This is a genomic window from Pantoea sp. SYBGC1, assembly GCF_057197005.1.
On record NZ_JBXUNM010000007.1, the window covers coordinates 25,913 to 39,414 of the forward strand.

10 protein-coding genes are annotated in these 13,502 nt (G+C 56.8%); 6 read left to right on the forward strand and 4 right to left on the reverse strand.

The annotated features are described in order from the left end of the window. The first annotated feature begins 53 nt into the window (after positions 1 to 53). Complete coding sequence (bamJ, locus tag AC2CF9_RS12730) at positions 54 to 674, forward strand: BamJ family beta-barrel-assembly machinery protein (RefSeq protein WP_071669180.1); 621 nt, start codon at positions 54 to 56, stop codon at positions 672 to 674. Positions 675 to 1,029: 355 nt separating this feature from the next. Here the strand turns inward: bamJ and AC2CF9_RS12735 are convergent, their stop codons facing one another. Then, the gene (locus AC2CF9_RS12735) at positions 1,030 to 2,967 is read right to left on the reverse strand and encodes a bifunctional 2',3'-cyclic-nucleotide 2'-phosphodiesterase/3'-nucleotidase (RefSeq protein WP_484557239.1); all 1,938 of its coding nucleotides are present in this window, start codon (positions 2,965 to 2,967) and stop codon (positions 1,030 to 1,032) included. 287 nt (positions 2,968 to 3,254) lie between these two features. Between AC2CF9_RS12735 and cysQ the strand changes: the two genes are divergently transcribed. Beyond that, positions 3,255 to 4,001, forward strand: coding sequence for a 3'(2'),5'-bisphosphate nucleotidase CysQ (gene cysQ, locus AC2CF9_RS12740; RefSeq protein ID WP_150018084.1), 747 nt, complete (start codon positions 3,255 to 3,257; stop codon positions 3,999 to 4,001). Positions 4,002 to 4,030: 29 nt separating this feature from the next. Here cysQ and AC2CF9_RS12745 read toward each other — a convergent pair whose 3' ends face one another. Further along, entirely contained in the window at positions 4,031 to 4,588 is a 558-nt protein-coding gene (locus AC2CF9_RS12745) for a YtfJ family protein (protein ID WP_150018083.1), read from the reverse strand. A 311-nt stretch (positions 4,589 to 4,899) separates the two neighbouring features. Between AC2CF9_RS12745 and AC2CF9_RS12750 the strand changes: the two genes are divergently transcribed. After that, complete coding sequence (locus tag AC2CF9_RS12750) at positions 4,900 to 5,106, forward strand: DUF1107 domain-containing protein (RefSeq protein ID WP_039380586.1); 207 nt, start codon at positions 4,900 to 4,902, stop codon at positions 5,104 to 5,106. 89 nt (positions 5,107 to 5,195) lie between these two features. On the opposite strand, the gene paeA is transcribed toward AC2CF9_RS12750, so the two are convergent. Then, positions 5,196 to 6,533 (reverse strand): polyamine export protein PaeA, encoded by a 1,338-nt coding sequence (paeA, locus tag AC2CF9_RS12755; protein WP_039380584.1) that lies wholly within the window; start codon positions 6,531 to 6,533, stop codon positions 5,196 to 5,198. A 451-nt stretch (positions 6,534 to 6,984) separates the two neighbouring features. Here paeA and tamA point away from each other — a divergent pair, with 451 nt between their 5' ends. From tamA to AC2CF9_RS12770, 3 genes are read left to right on the forward strand one after another with little or no spacing between them, the layout of a single operon-like run. After that, a complete protein-coding gene (gene tamA / locus AC2CF9_RS12760) occupies positions 6,985 to 8,724 on the forward strand; it encodes an autotransporter assembly complex protein TamA (RefSeq protein ID WP_484557166.1) in 1,740 nt (579 codons plus the stop codon). After that, complete coding sequence (tamB, locus tag AC2CF9_RS12765; protein WP_484557167.1) at positions 8,721 to 12,488, forward strand: autotransporter assembly complex protein TamB; 3,768 nt, start codon at positions 8,721 to 8,723, stop codon at positions 12,486 to 12,488. The genes tamA and tamB overlap by 4 nt, the downstream gene beginning before the upstream one ends. Positions 12,489 to 12,490: 2 nt before the next feature. Next, positions 12,491 to 12,844, forward strand: coding sequence for a gamma-glutamylcyclotransferase family protein (locus AC2CF9_RS12770; RefSeq protein WP_484557168.1), 354 nt, complete (start codon positions 12,491 to 12,493; stop codon positions 12,842 to 12,844). Positions 12,845 to 12,916: 72 nt separating this feature from the next. On the opposite strand, the gene ppa is transcribed toward AC2CF9_RS12770, so the two are convergent. Continuing rightward, positions 12,917 to 13,447, reverse strand: a complete 531-nt coding sequence (gene ppa / locus AC2CF9_RS12775) for an inorganic diphosphatase (protein WP_039380576.1) — start codon at positions 13,445 to 13,447, stop codon at positions 12,917 to 12,919. Positions 13,448 to 13,502: the final 55 nt, after the last annotated feature.

The following is a 13,502-nucleotide window of genomic DNA, read 5'->3' on the forward strand; positions in this document are numbered from 1 at the left end:
CGCGTGCGCTGCTATGCTGCCGGTTCACTTTTATCCGGGATTAAGGAATCAAGATGACGACCCCTTCATTTGACAGCGTCGAATCACAAGCAAGTTACGGTATCGGTTTACAGGTTGGTCAGCAGCTGCAGGAGTCTGGACTGCAGGGTCTGCAGCCTGAAGCACTGCTGGCAGGTCTGCGCGACGCGCTGGAAGGGAACTCACCGGCGGTTCCGGTTGATGTGGTACACCGCGCGCTGCGCGAAGTACACGAGCGTGCAGAAGGCGTGCGCCGCGAGCGCACCGAAGCGATGGCCGCACAGGGTCAGCAGTTCCTGGAGCAGAATGCTCAGCGCGAAGGCGTGAGCACGACGGAGTCAGGTCTGCAGTTTAGCGTAATCAAGCAGGGCGATGGCCCAATCCCGTCACGTCAGGATCGCGTACGCGTGCACTACACCGGTAAGCTGATCGACGGCAGCGTGTTCGACAGCTCCGTTGCCCGCGGTGAGCCAGCAGAGTTTCCGGTTACCGGTGTTATCGCTGGCTGGATCGAAGCATTAACGCTGATGCCGGTTGGCTCAAAATGGGAGCTGACTATCCCGCACAACCTCGCCTACGGTGAGCGTGGTGCCGGCGCCTCAATCCCGCCATTCAGCACCCTGATTTTTGAAGTTGAGCTGCTGGAAATCCTGTAACAGCTCCGCCGCCAGGGGCGCCATTTATGGCGCCCTTGTTGCGTGCGGGATTGAAACCAGGGGCGCATTAATGCGCCCCCTACGGGCGGGCCGATGCAGGGGCGCCATTAATGGCGCCCTGGTTACGTGCGGGGCTGGAACCAGGGGCGCATAAATGCGCCCCCTACGGGTAGGCCGATGTAGGGGCGCCATTAATGGCGCCCTTATTGCGTACAGGGGCTGGAACCAGGGACGCATTAATGCGCCCCCTACGGGTGGGCCGGTGTAGGGGCTGAAACCAGGGGCGCATTAATGCGCCCCTTACGGGTAGGCCGATGCAGGGGCGCCATTAATGGCGCCCTGGTGACAGGCGGGGTCAGGGATGCTGCAGGTTGACCTGCCAGATAGCAAAGCCCGTCGCGTCTGTGCTCACCGGCTTCATCGGATAGTCAGCATACTGGTTTATAAACTGCGTTGCTTTACTGCCCGGTGCCGTTTCAAAACGAATATCCAGCGGCGTCTCGCTCTTTATGGGCGCTAAACGCCAGTTATGATCTGCCTGCGGCTGCACGGCGCCCTGTTGCTTGCTTTGGCTGCTGATATAGGCTGCCACCACGGCGCGATTCTCATCCGGTGAGGCAAAGGCGACAAACGGTTCGCCGGTACCAGCAAACTTACCGCCCCAGGCGCGATAATTATTGGTTGCCACAAGGAAGGTTGCCGCGGGATCAACCGGTTTACCCTGCCACGTAAGCTGGCGGATACGTGACGCATTTTGATTAATCAGGGCACATTCGCTGTCATAGCGGGCGGGCTGCGTCACGTCAATCTGATAATTCACACCATCTATCACGTCAAAATTGTAGGTGCGAAAATCCCAGTTAATCAGCGACTGCGGCTTGCTGCTGTGCGGGTCAATCTGATTAAACTGCCCGGCTGAGCACTCCAGCCACTCTTTAACCTGAGCGCCACTCACCTTCATTACAACCAGCGTATTGGGGTAGAGATACAGATCGGCGGCGTTGCGAAACGTCAGCTCACCTTTCTCAACCTCTACATAGCTTGCGGGATCGTTTTTGCGGCCGCCGACTTTAAACGGAGCGGCTGCCGACAGCACCGGCAGATCTCCCAGATCGGGATCGCCCTGAATAAAGCGTTCGGTATAGGCGCGCTGCGCGTTATTCACAATCTGCACGGTAGGATCGTCCTGCACCAGCGCCAGATAGCTGTACATCACATCGGCCGATTTGCCGATCGGTTTGGCGACAAACTCGCGCGTGGCGCGATGATCTTCCGCCAGTACCGCCACCAGCGCGGGATCTTCTGCCGCCAGCGATCGCTTCGCCGCTGCGTCATAAATCGGCCGGGCAGCGGCGTTTCCCTGCGTCACCTGCCACGGCCCGCGATCGTTGCTCAGCACCAGATCGACGACGCCAAGATGATCGCCCCACATCCCCGGCATCACCGCGGGGATGCCGTTCAGCGTCCCCTGAGTGATATCCGCGCCTTTAATGGCAGCAAACTCTTTAGAGGGAAATATGGCATGTGCATGACCGAACATAATCGCGTTGATACCCGGTACCTGGCTCAGATACCACACCGAGTTTTCCGCCATCGCATGATAGGGCTCACTGCTCAGGCCGGAGTGGGGAATGGCAACAATAATGTCAGCACCTTTAGCGCGCATTTCCGGCACATAGCGTTTGGCGGTTGCGGTAATGTCATCAACCCGCACTTTACCCTGCAGATTATTGCGATCCCATACCATAATCTGCGGAGGCACAAAGCCGATATAGCCAATTTTAAGCGTGTGCTGAGCGCCGCTGCGATCGGTTACCAGGGTCTCTTTAATCAGATAGGGCGTAAACAGAGGCTTACCGCTGGCTTCATCAATGATATTGGCATTGACGTAAGGAAACCGTGCGCCTGCCAGCGCGCGCTGCAGATAAGGGAGGCCGTAGTTGAACTCGTGGTTACCCAGATTACCGACCGCATAATCGAGCGTGTTCAGCGCCTTATAAACCGGATGCACTTCACCCGGCTGCAGCCCTTTTGCCGCCATATAATCGCCAAGCGGGCTGCCCTGGATGATATCGCCATTATCGACCAGCACGCTGTTTTTGCGCTCGGTGCGCGCCTGCTGAATCAGCGTGGCGGTACGCACCAGGCCAAACTTCTCCGTGGATTTATCTTTGTAATAATCAAAATCCATCATATTGCTGTGCAGATCGGTGGTTTCCAGAATACGCAGATCCACAGTTGCAGCCTGAGCGGTAGCGGCTGCCAGACACAGCGCCAGTAACGACATGTTCATTCTGAACACGGCTCTCTCCTTGTTTATCTAATAGGCTTCTCAAAATAATGTAAAACCGTGACAAATTATCAGTTCAATTTGTGATAGATATCGGGGTTTTACTTTTTTTCCGCCACCGCAGGCGATTCAGCAATGCGCCATAGTTACCCTTTGCAATCTATGGTATTGATAATACGATCTATTATTGAATACGATGCCGGCAACAGACAGGCGGGTCTTTACCTGCCAGACTCTGAAGAGCAGCACTCCGGGTCGGAAAGCGCATTTCTGCGAAAATGAGGTGAAGCATGTTAGATAAAATTTGCCAGCTGGCGCGCGAAGCAGGCGATGCAATTATGCAGGTCTATGATGGCGCACAGCCGATGGACGTGACCCGTAAAGCGGATGATTCACCCGTTACCGCGGCGGATCTGGCCGCACATGATGTGATCATGCAGGGCTTAAAAACGATCGCGCCCGATCTGCCGGTCCTGTCTGAAGAGGATCCGCCAGCCTGGACGATCCGCCAGCAGTGGCAGCGCTACTGGCTGGTCGATCCGCTGGATGGCACCAAAGAGTTTATCAAGCGTAACGGCGAATTTACCGTCAACATTGCCCTGATCGACCAGGGTAAGCCGGTGATGGGTGTCGTCTATGCGCCAGCGCTGGGCGTGCTCTATTCAGCGGCAGAGGGTAAAGCGTGGAAAGAGGAGGCGGGGCAGACTACCCGCATTCACGTACTGGATGCGCGGCCACCGCTGGTCGTCGTCAGCCGCTCGCACGCTGACAACGATCCGGAGCTGAAGGAGTACCTGACGCAGCTGGGCGAACACCAGACTACGGCTATCGGCTCATCGCTAAAGTTCTGCCTTGTGGCTGAAGGTAAAGCGCAGCTCTATCCGCGCTTCGGGCCTACCAATATCTGGGATACCGGCGCAGGCCATGCGGTTGCGCTGGCGGCGGGAGCCCACGTGCATGACTGGCAGGGGCGTACGCTTGACTATACGCCGCGCGAATCCTTCCTGAATCCCGGTTTCCGCGTTTCTCTGTTTTAATGCATCGGGAGGCGCACGCCTCCCGTTCTTTACGGCTGCAGCAGAGAGCGAAGCAGCGTTATCACCTCTTTAACTTCATCCTGCGTCAGCGCGCCCTCTTTTGCAAAACGGATATGTGCCGTTTTATCCAGCACCACTACGGTCGAGCCCCCTTTTCCCAGCTGCCAGGCTTTTCGCGCGCTGCCGTTGCTGTCGATAATGAACTGCGACCACGGGAACTGCGCTTTGTTACTTTCAATGCTATTGCGCACAAACATACCGGTCCCCGGAATGGCATCGTCGGTATCGACCAGCGTGGTGGTCTGATAGCGATCGTGCGGTAGCTGGGCTGCCTTGATCGCCTCAATCAGCGCCGCATTTTGCTCTTTAGCTGAGATGCGTCCGGCGAGATGCAGGATCACCCGTACTTTGCCGCTGAGCTGAGCGCTGTTCCACGGCTGATAGCTGAACTTATCCTGCTGATAGATCAGCTCGCCCCGGTCGGCAATGCCGACCGGCGGCACGCGTTCGCCGGTTTTAAAAGCGTGTGCTGCTGCCAGGCCAGGCAACAGCAGGGCGATCGCAAGCAGAGGAAGGGCCAGACGCATAGAGTGCTCCTTAGTGATCAGACCAGTTGGTCATATTTTTGTCATGGTAAGCGCGGATGATGCGCCTGTCGCGAAAACCTGGCAGCTTTGCAACCTGCGCCACAAATCTGTAACCAACAAAGGTTTATACTGGATTTTGTGAGCTGAATGACAGAGTTGTCTGTAATGATGTGTCAATTCAGTAAAAAATTCATGTTTCCGGAACCCGGATCAAAAATCCTGTTCTATATTTAGGCCTCATTTGCGCTTCATGAGTTCGTACCCATTTGGCAACGGCGAAGCGTATTACATCTGTTCAGGAGTTAAACAGCATGAAGATCTTCCAGCGATATAATCCGCTGCAAATTGCGAAATATGTGAAAACGCTATTTAAAGGAAGGTTGTATATCAAGGATGTTGGCGCGTTTGAGTTTGATAAAGGCAAAGTGATTTTGCCACGCGTTAAAGATAAACAGCACCTCAGCGTGATGTCAGAAATCAATCGTCAGGTGCTGCGACTGCAGGCTGAGTATAACTAAACGTTAAAATCAGGCAGTAAAAAGGGCGCCGCTGGCGCCCTTGATGTTTCTGTTTTAGCGCTGCGGCTTCATGGCCATGCGCTTATCGATCAGGAGAGGGATGGATTTTCATCATCGCTGGTTTTCACGCTGAGCGCCGGCGGGCGTTCGTCAATACGCGTTACCAGCAGCTGGTCGATACGGTAACTGTCGATATCCACTACCTCAAACTTATAGCCGGAGAACTTCACAAAGTCGGTGCGCTTCGGGATTTTGCGCAGCATATACATCATAAAACCACCGATGGTCTCATAGTTGCCGGACTGCGGAAATTCATCGATATCCAGCACGCGCATAACATCATCAATCGGGGTGCCCCCTTCGACCAGCCAGGAGTTCTCGTCGCGCGCGACAATCTGTTCTTCCAGCCCCTGACCCACCAGGTCACCCATCAGCGTGGTCATCACGTCATTCAGCGTGATGATACCTACCACCAGCGCATACTCATTCATGATCACAGCAAAGTCTTCGCCGGCGGTTTTAAAACTCTCCAGCGCTTCCGACAGCGTCAGCGTATCCGGCACAATCAGCGCCGAGCGGATCTGGACACCGCTGTTGAGCGCCATGCTCTGATTACCCAGCACGCGCAGCAGCAGCTCTTTGGAGTCAACGTAGCCGACGATATGATCGATATCGCCGTCGCACACCAGGAACTTTGAGTGCGGATGCTGGGCGATTTTGGTTTTCAGGCTCAGTTCATCTTCACGCAGATCGAACCAGACGATGTTCTCGCGTGAGGTCATGGAAGAGGGAACGGTGCGCGACTCCAGCTCAAACACATTCTCAATCAGCTCATGCTCCTGCTTGCGCAGCACGCCAGCCAGCGCACCCGCCTCTACCACCGCATAGATATCGTCAGAGGTAATATCATCTTTGCGTACCATCGGCAGCTTGAAGAGACGGAAAAAGACGTTGGCGAGGCCGTTGAACAGCCAGACCAGCGGCCGCATGACCAGCAGGCAAAAGCGCATCGGATTGATGATACGCAGCGCGACGGCTTCCGGAGCGATCATGCCGACGCGCTTGGGCGTCAGGTCAGCAAACAGAATGAACAGGCTGGTCACGATGGTAAAGGAGCAGATAAAGCTGAGCTTCTCTGCCAGCTCAGGCTCCACAAAGCGGTTGAACAGGCTGCTGAAAGCGGGGGAGAACGCAGCGTCGCCAACGATACCGCCCAGAATCGCGACCGCGTTCAGGCCGATCTGCACCACGGTAAAGAACATGCCGGGCTGTTCCTGCATCTTCAGCACGCGCTGCGCGTTGATATTGCCTTCATCAGCCAGCAGTTTGAGTTTGATCTTACGGGCGGCCGCCAGCGAGATCTCCGAAAGAGAAAAAAAGGAACTGATGACAATCAGTAAAAGTATGACAAGCAGGCTATCTAGCATAAAAGATCCGTTGAGTTAATCACTTGTCATTTTTGGCCTGGGCAGCGCGAAGAGGGGTACGTCCGGTACACACCAGTCTGACAGGGCTATCCGTGCCAAAAATGTCTGCGCCAGTTCGACAATAGAAAGTAACGTCGGGGCAGAATTGAACGCAGGCAGGGCCTGCTGGTCGGTGATTATAGCAGCAGCGCCTGTCATGCCGCCAGAGGCACGATCGGTGACATCAGATTTATCCGACAGCAGCGCAGCGGTGCACAGAAGCACGGCATCCCGGTTGTATCACCGCGACCAATTACCGACAATAGCTATCAATTTGGCTTAGTCGTGGGTTTAACGTAGCCGCTTGTCCTAAAAGATGGCTATGCTGATGGGTAAATGGGGGAAGTGAAACCCTGCCTGACTGATTAACGCCCCTGCGGAAGGGGGGCAGGCATTGATAACAGGAGTACGCGTGCCGCGATTTCATGCTTATTGTTTGGCCAGCCTGCTGCTTGCTGCGCCTGCCGTTGAGGCAGCGAAAGTGCGACTGCAGGTAGAAGGTCTTACCGGGGATTTAGAAAAAAATGTCAGGGCGCGCCTGTCCACCATTGGCAGCGATGAAGTCTCCAGTGACGGGCGCTTTCAGGCGCGGGTCTCAAATGCCATTAAAGAGGGACTGCGCGCGCTCGGCTACTATGAACCGCAGATTGACTTTGAATCACGTCCGCCCCCGCCACAGGGCGGTCGTCCGGTTCTGATTGCCCATGTGACAGCCGGCGAACCGGTGAAAATTGGCGGCAGCACCATTGTGATCGAGGGCGAAGCGAAAGACGATCCGGACTACCAGGCGTGGGTAAAGCAGGGCAGGCCAAAAGTGGGATCGCAGCTGAACCACGGCACCTACGATAAATTCAAAAGCGGTTTCTCTAACCTGGCGCTGCGTAACGGCTATTTTGATGGTGATTTCAAAAAGAGCCAGCTCGGCGTCTCTGCAGAGCGGCGGCTGGCTTTCTGGGATATCGATTACGACAGCGGCCCGCGCTACCGCTTTGGCGACGTCAGCTTTGAAGGCTCGCAGATAGATGAAGCCTACCTCCATAATCTGGTGCCGTTTAAGAAAGGCGATCCCTACAGTTCACGCGAGCTGGCCGAGCTGAACCGCCGGCTTTCCGCCACCGGCTGGTTTAACTCTGTCGTGGTGGCACCGGAGTTTGATAAAGGGCGTAAAACCAAAGTGCTGCCGCTCAGCGCTGCACTTTCGCCGCGCGTGGAAAATACCATCGAAACCGGCGTAGGCTACTCCACTGACGTCGGCCCGCGCCTGAAAGGCACCTGGCGAAAACCCTGGGTTAACGATCGCGGCCACAGTCTTGCGGCCAGCGCCTATATCTCCGCGCCGGAGCAGCAGCTCGATCTCAGCTATAAAGTGCCGCTGCTGAAAAGTCCGCTGGAGCAGTACTACACCTTTTCCGGCGGCCTGAAGCGTACCGACCTCAACGATACGAAATCGGATACCACAACGCTGGCGATGTCGCGTAACTGGGACAGCAGCTCCGGCTGGCAGAAAGCGGTTAACCTGCGCTGGAGTCTCGATCACTTTACCCAGGGTAACGTGACCAACACCACCATGCTGCTCTATCCGGGCCTGAGCCTGAACCGCACGCGGTCGCGCGGCGGGCTGATGCCCACGTGGGGCGATTCACAGCGCTATTCGGTCGACGTTTCTGACACCACCTGGGGTTCCGATGTCGACTTCCTGATCCTGCAGGCGCAGAACGTCTGGATCCGTACGCTGGCGGATAAACACCGCTTTGTCGCACGCGGCAACCTGGGCTGGATTGAAACCAATAATTTTGAAAAAGTGCCGCCCGACCTGCGTTTCTTTGCCGGCGGAGACCGCAGCATCCGCGGCTATAAATATAAAAATATTTCACCGCGCGATGAAGAGGGCAAGCTGACCGGTGCCTCGAAACTGGCAACCGGATCGCTGGAGTATCAGTACAACGTTTCCGGCAAGTGGTGGGGCGCGGTATTTATCGACTCCGGGGAAGCGGTTAATGATATTAAGCAGAGCAACTTCAAGACGGGTGCAGGCGTAGGCGTGCGCTGGTCTTCGCCGGTCGGGCCCATTAAGTTTGATATCGCCCGGCCTGTTGGCGATGACAAGGAGCATGGATTGCAATTTTATGTCGGACTGGGGCCGGAACTATGAAGCTGTGGAAAAAGGTCCTGATTGGCCTGATTATTTTTCTGGTCGTTCTGCTGGGCAGCGTGGCGCTGCTGGTTGGCACGACGCCGGGTCTGCATCTGCTGCTGAAAGGGGCTGACCGCTGGGTGCCTGGTCTCTCAATCGGCAAGGTTGACGGCGGCTGGCGCAATCTGACGCTGAATAATGTGAAATATGAGATGCCGGGCGTCAGCGTGGATGCCGGGCGCTTTCATCTCGCACTGGATCTCAACTGCCTGCTGCACTCGTCGGTCTGCGTCAACGCACTCGCGCTGCAGGATGTCAGTGTGGTGGTCGACAGCAAAAAAATGACGCCGGCCAGCGAGCCGCCGCCAGAGGAGTCGGGCAGTACCAATCTCAGCACGCCTTACCCGATCGCGCTGCGGAATGTCGCGCTGCACAATATCAACGTTAAGGTTGATGATACGGCGATTTCACTGCTCGATTTCAGCACCGGTCTGCAGTGGCAGGATCGGGCGCTGACGCTCTATCCTACCCGTATCCAGAGCCTGCTGATTGCGCTGCCAAAAGCGGCTCAGGTGGCGAATGAAGAGATTGTTCAGCCGAAAGTTCAGCAGCCGCAGCCGGATGAAAAACCGCTGGGCGAAACGCTGCAGGCGCTGTTTGCCAAACCGCTGCTGCCGGAGCTGCCTGACTTCCGCCTGCCGCTGGATATCACCATCCAGTCGCTGCTCGGCGAGCAGCTGCGCATTACCGGGGATACGGATCTCACCCTCTCGCGCCTGCTGGTAAAAGCCAAAACGGCAGATACGCATCTGCAGCTGGAGACGTTTGATATCGATTCACCCCAGGGCCAGGTGAGCGCCCGCGGTGACGCGCAGCTGGCGGGCAACTGGCCGGTTAACTTCACGCTGAACGGCGCGCTGAATATCGATCCGGTTAAAGGCGAAAAAGTGAAGCTGACGCTGGGCGGTGAAATGCGCGACGAGCTGCAGCTGGGGCTGAACCTCTCCGGACCGGTGCGCGCACAGCTTGCGGCGACGGCACAACCTGCCGTCGCTGAACTGCCGCTGTCGCTGACGCTGACCAGCCCGCAGCTGCGCTGGCCGCTGACCGGACCGGTGCAGTACCAGGCAGATAATTTCGACTATCAGTTCAAAGGCAAAGCTACCGACTATGTGATGTCGCTGCGTACGGCGGTAAAAGGCGAGGCGATCCCACCGGCAACGATTACGCTTGATGGCAACGGCAATGAGCAGCAGTTTACGCTGGATAAACTGCGCGTTGCCGCGCTGCAGGGCAACATCGATCTCTCGGCGCTGGTGGACTGGCGCAAAGCGATCAGCTGGCGCAGCGAGCTGACGCTGGCCGGTATCAATACCGCGAAGCAGTATCCTGACTGGCCTGCGAAGCTGGATGGCAAAATCACCACGCGCGGCAGCCTTTACGGCGGCAGCTGGCAGCTGCGCGTACCGCAGCTGGAGCTTAACGGTAACGTGAAGCAGAATGCCGTACGCGCGCAAGGCTCCCTGAGCGGTAATAGCTACAACCAGTGGAAAATTCCGGGCCTGAATGTGGCGCTGGGACGTAACTATCTGGATGTAAAAGGCGAGCTGGGCGATACGCTGAATCTGGATGCAATTGTGGATGCACCGCGTCTCGACAATGCGCTGCCGGGCCTTGGCGGCGTCGTCAAAGGGGCTATCAACGCGCGCGGCACGCTGCAGGCGCCGCAGCTGCTGGCCGATCTTACCGCTACCGGCCTGCGCTGGCAGCAGCTGCTGATTCGCCGCGCCACGCTGCAGAGCGACATTAAATCGGGTGAGCAGGTGGCCGGCAAGCTGCAGCTGCGCGTGGAACAGCTGCAGCAGGAGGCGCTGAAAATCAACCTGCTGACGCTGAACGCCGACGGCAGCGAGAAACAGCATCAGCTGAAACTCAATGTTCAGGGTGAGCCGGTTTCAGGTCAGCTGGCGCTGAACGGCAGCTTTGATCGCCAGGCTGGCCGCTGGCAGGGGTCGCTGAATAATACCCGCTTTGATACGCCGGTCGGTGAGTGGCGCCTGACGCGCGCTATGGCAATTGACTATCTCAACAGCAAGCAGAGCGCAACCATTGGCCCGCACTGCTGGCAAAACCCCAATGCGCAGCTCTGCGTACCGGAACCGATTGAGGCGGGCGCGAGCGGCCGGGCGCACGTTGTGCTGAATCGCTTTGATCTGGCGATGGTGAAGCCGTTTCTGACCGATGCCACCCGGCTTAGCGGTCTGTTCAGCGGAGATGTGCGCGTTAACTGGAGTGCGGACGGCGCGCTGCCAACCGGCACCGTGGCGCTGAAAGGCAGTGGCGTAAAAGTGGTGCAGGATGTGCAGGGCAATGCGCTGCCGATAGCGTTCGATACGCTGAACCTCAACGCGGCACTGCGTGACGGACGCGCGCAGCTCGACTGGCTGATCCGTATTGCTAACAATGGCCAGCTTAACGGCAACGTGCAGATCAACGATCCGCAGAACCGTAGACAGCTCTCCGGTAACATCGGCATCAGCAACATCTCCCTGGCGATGCTGAATCCGGCGCTGTCGCAGGGCGAGAAAGTGCAGGGCAGGCTCAACAGCAATCTGCGGCTGGGCGGGACGCTGCAGCGTCCGCAGGTGTTTGGCCAGCTCGGCCTGAGCGATGTCAACGCTCAGGCAAGCTTTATGCCGGTGACGCTGACGTCAGCTAACCTGAACATGGTATTCAACGGCATGAGCTCTACGCTGAATGGTCTGATTCAGACGCAGCAGGGCAGCCTGAATCTGGGCGGGAACGCTGACTGGAGCCAGCTCGATAACTGGCGTGCGCGTGTCACAGCGCAGGGCAGCCGCATTCGCGTTACCGTGCCGCCGATGGTGCGCATGGATGTCTCGCCGGATCTGGTTTTTGAGGCGACGCCTGCCGCGTTCAGCCTGGACGGGAAAGTGGATGTGCCGTGGGCGCGTATCACCGTACAGGAGGTGCCGGCGAGCGCTACCGGCGTCTCATCAGATGAGGTGATGCTGGATGAGAACCTCAAACCCATAGCGCCAAAAACGGCCGCTATCCCGATCAACAGTAATCTGGTGATCCACGTCGGTAATGATGTGCGCCTCTCCGCGTTTGGCCTGAAAGCGCGCCTCAGCGGCGACCTGAAGCTGGTACAGGATAAAACCGGGCTCGGCCTTAACGGGCAGATCAATATTCCGTCAGGCCGTTTCCACGCCTACGGGCAGGATCTGATCGTCCGCAAAGGTGAGCTGCAGTTTGCCGGCCCGCCGGATCAGCCGTATGTTAATCTGGAAGCGATCCGCAACCCGGATGCCACTGAAGATGACGTCACGGCGGGTCTGCGCGTGACCGGTCTGGCGGATGAGCCGAAAGTGGAAGTGTTCTCCGATCCGGCCATGTCGCAGCAGGAAGCACTTTCTTACCTGTTACGCGGTCAGGGACTGAACAGCGACGGCGACAGCAACGCATTAACCTCCGCGCTGGTGGGTCTGGGGGTTGCACAAAGTGGGCAGGTTGTGGGTAAAATCGGTGAGACGTTTGGCGTCAGTAATCTTGCGCTTGATACCACAGGCGTAGGTGACAGCCAGCAGGTTCAGGTCAGCGGCTATGTGCTACCGGGACTGCAGGTGAAATATGGCGTAGGTATCTTTGACTCACTGGCGACCCTGACCCTGCGTTATCGCCTGATGCCAAAACTCTATTTGGAAGCCGTGTCTGGTCTCGATCAGGCGCTGGATTTGCTCTATCAGTTTGAGTTCTAGCAATGCGAATAATTGTCTACGGCAGTTTACGGCGCAAGCAGGGAAATAGTCACTGGATGACCAATGCGCAGTGGCTCGGCGAGCACCAGATTAAGGGGTTTGACCTCTATAATCTGGGGCTTTACCCGGGTGTGGTGGAGGGCGACGGAACCGTCCTGGGTGAGGTATACCGCATTGATGCCAGCACGCTCGGTGAGCTGGATGCCCTGCGCTGCAAGAACGGCGAGTATAAGCGTCAGCTTATTCAGACGCCTTACGGCAGCGCCTGGCTGTACGTCTACCAGCGCTCAGTCGCGGGGCGACCGCACATTGCCAGCGGCGACTGGCTGCAACGCGATAACGTTGCAGATGCATAAATAAAAACACCGCCGTAAAGGCGGTGTTTTTTTATCGGTAACGCGCATCTCTGCCGGTCTGCCCGGCAAAGATTATTTCTGCTGCGCGCGCTCGAAAGAGGTGATGATTTCAGCTTTAGCCGCTTCTGCGTTATCCCAGCCGTCAACCTTCACCCATTTGCCTTTTTCCAGATCTTTGTAGTGCTCAAAGAAGTGGGTGATCTGCGCTTTCAGCAGCTCTGGCAGGTCGTTCACATCTTTAATGTGATCGTACTCTTTGCTCAGTTTGGTATGCGGCACCGCCACCAGTTTGGCATCTTCGCCAGACTCATCGGTCATCTTCAGAACGCCAACCGGACGGCAGCGGATCACTGAACCCGGCACCAGCGGATAAGGGGTTGGCACCAGCACGTCAACCGGGTCACCATCCAGTGACAGCGTGTTGTTGATGTAGCCGTAGTTGCACGGATAGAACATGGCGGTAGACATAAAGCGGTCTACAAACAGGGCGCCAGACTCTTTATCCACTTCATATTTGATCGGATCGGCATTCGCCGGGATCTCAATAATTACATAGATATCTTCTGGCAGATCTTTACCTGCAGGCACCTGGTTCAGACTCATCTGGCTTTCCTTCATTAGTCGTATGTTGAGTGACGGCTATTATAGCCAACTGACT